Genomic DNA, 2,579 nt, shown 5'->3' with positions numbered 1-2,579 from the left:
GTCGCCCTGGAGGCTACCGGGAGCAAGTGGAACGGCTTCCTCTTTTTCGGGCTGGTTGAATCCAAGGGAGCGCAGGAGCAGGACGGCGAGGCGGACGGGAGGAACGGATGAGCAGACAATACGAAAGAAACGGTGCCCCAGCCCGCCAGTCTGTGGAAAACCGGCGGGCGACGGTTCGATGCGCCGTCTATACCCGGAAATCCACCGACGAGGGGCTGGAACAGGAGTTCAACAGTCTCGACGCCCAGCGGGAATCCGCAGAGGCATACATCGCGAGCCAGCGGCAGGAGGGATGGCTGTGCATCGCCGAGCGGTACGACGACGGAGGATTCACCGGCGGCAACATGGAGCGGCCCGCCCTCAAAAGACTCTTCGCCGACATCGAGGCCGGCGACATCGATTGCGTGGTGGTCTACAAAGTGGATCGGCTGAGCCGCTCCCTTCTCGACTTCGCCCGCATCATGGAGCTTTTCGACAAGCACGCTGTGAGCTTCGTCTCGGTCACCCAGCAGTTCAACACGACCAGCTCCATGGGACGGCTCACCTTGAACATCCTTCTTTCCTTCGCCCAGTTCGAGCGGGAGATCATTTCGGAGCGGACCAGGGACAAGATGTCCGCGGCACGGAAGAAGGGCAAGTGGGTCGGAGGCATGCCGGTCCTCGGCTATGACCTGGATCGCAAGGGAGGGCGGCTGGTCGTCAACGAAGAAGAAGCCCGGCGGGTACGGGACATCTACGGCCTTTACATGGAGCACAAGGCATTGATGCCCGTCGTCCAGGAGCTCGAACGCCGCAAGTGGGGTGTGAAACGGTGGACCACCCAAAAAGGAGAGGAACGCGGCGGGAATCCATTCACCAAGAGCAGCCTCTTCCGGCTGCTCACCAACATCATTTATACAGGCAACATCAGCTACAAGGACACCGTCTATCCCGGAGAGCACGAGGGGATCGTGGACCCGGGCATCTGGCAGCGGGTCCAGGATACCCTCCGGCACAACGGCCGTTCCGGCGGCAAGGAGATCCGGAACAAATACGGCGCGCTGCTGCGTGGGCTGCTCTACTGCGCGCCTTGTGGAACCGCCATGGTGCACACCTACACCGCCAGGAAAGGAAGACACTACCGCTACTATGTCTGTTTGAAGGCCCAACAACGGGGGTGGGCGTCCTGCCCGACCAAATCCATCAATGCCTATGAGATCGAGGCCGCGGTCGTGGACTATATTCGAGGTTTGGGCGCAAGCCCAGAAGTCTTTTCTGAAACGGCTGCCCAGGTTCGGGTTCGAACCGAAAAACGCCTGGCGGAACTCGAAGCCGAGCGCCGCGCTCACGAGCGTGAACTCAAACGGCTAGACGCCAGACTCCGCGCCCTCGTGGGAGACCCGCCGTCCTCGTTAACGGACCGGAAATTGACAACAGATCAGATGGCCGATCTTCAGGACCAAATTCGCTCTCTCGAACAAAGGATGACTGTGATCCGCGAGGAAACCATCGCCGTGCAAAGAGAGACGCTCGAAGACGGAGACCTGGAGAAGGCCCTTGCGGCCTTCGACCCCATCTGGCAGTCGCTCGCCCCGCGCGAACAGGCGCGGATCATCAAAGCCCTTGTCGAACGTGTCGCCTACGACGGCCGTGACGGCAAAGTGACCGTGACGTTCCGCTCGCCCGGCATCAAGGCGATGTGCATGGGAGACGGAACCCGTGGAGTGGAGGAACACACATGACCTCGACGATACGTCCTTCGGGCGGCGGTGGGCACCTGGAAGTGAGCTTCACCTTCCAGCCGAGAAACAAACGCAAGTCCGGCGGGGCACAATCCGACAACCAGAGCGGTTCAACCGGCAAAGGGAACATCCCCCGTGTCGCCAAACTTCTGGCTTTGGCGATCCGCTATGAGAATCTGGTCAAACGAGGCGATATCCAGGATTATGCGGACATCGCCCGCCTGGGCTACGTAACCCGCGCGCGCATCACTCAGATTATGAACCTGCTCAACCTGGCTCCGGACATCCAAGAGGACATTCTTTTCCTACCGAATACAACCAAGGGCCGCGACCTGATCTTGGAGAGGGACCTCCGGCCCGTTGCGGCCGTTCCTCATTGGAACCGTCAGCGCAAAATGTGGGCGCAGATGCGCAAAGACCGCATCGAATAAGTCTTCCACCCGTCTGCCGACATTCTCATTCTTGAGGGCCTCTGTCGCCCTCAATCCCTTTCCTTTCGATTAGTTGAATCCTTCCCTCAGTCTGTGTACATTTTTTTAATTGACCTGACGCATATCAGGTCGTATAATATCAGTCTGTAATATGGCCGTAGTTTGCCCTGACCGGGTCCTGCGGCCATTGGCGTTCACGATAAGCCATTTGGATGGTTGAGGATCACATGGGTCAAAGATCGCGAGGCAGACGCCCCGTTCAGGAAATAACCGAGCCGCAGCGCCGTACATTGAAGGAGATCCGCCTCTTCACGAACCGGCGTGGGTTCCCCCCGACCATGAAGGAACTCGCGGACATTCTCGGGATATCGCACGCCAGCGCCCACGGTCAGGTGAACCAGCTTGTCCGCAAGGGCTACCTGAAGCG

Annotated in this window: 3 protein-coding genes; all 3 read left to right on the top strand. The window is 59.5% G+C overall.

Annotation, left to right across the window (positions count from 1 at the left end; genetic code table 11):
* The first annotated feature begins 107 nt into the window (after window positions 1-107).
* Window positions 108-1,721: a recombinase family protein gene (locus GX414_14845; GenBank protein ID NLI48378.1), complete on the top strand. Its 1,614-nt coding sequence runs from the start codon at window positions 108-110 to the stop codon at window positions 1,719-1,721.
* Entirely contained in the window at window positions 1,718-2,152 is a 435-nt protein-coding gene (locus GX414_14840) for a hypothetical protein (protein ID NLI48377.1), read from the top strand. Before GX414_14845 ends, GX414_14840 begins: the two co-directional genes overlap by 4 nt.
* A gap of 227 nt (window positions 2,153-2,379) precedes the next feature.
* On the top strand, window positions 2,380-2,579 hold a 200-nt coding region (locus GX414_14835), incomplete at its 3' end, for a MarR family transcriptional regulator (protein ID NLI48376.1).

The organism is Acidobacteriota bacterium, from assembly GCA_012517875.1.
Classification (GTDB): domain Bacteria; phylum Acidobacteriota; class JAAYUB01; order JAAYUB01; family JAAYUB01; genus JAAYUB01.
The sequence above is the reverse complement of the archived record's forward strand: the minus strand, read 5'-3'. Positions and strand labels throughout refer to the sequence as shown.

Excerpts from the sequence above, each read along its gene's own strand:
- GX414_14845 (NLI48378.1), top strand. The coding sequence starts at position 108 with ATGAGCAGACAATACGAAAGAAACGGTGCCCCAGCCCGCCAGTCTGTG.
- GX414_14840 (NLI48377.1), top strand. The coding sequence starts at position 1,718 with ATGACCTCGACGATACGTCCTTCGGGCGGCGGTGGGCACCTGGAAGTG.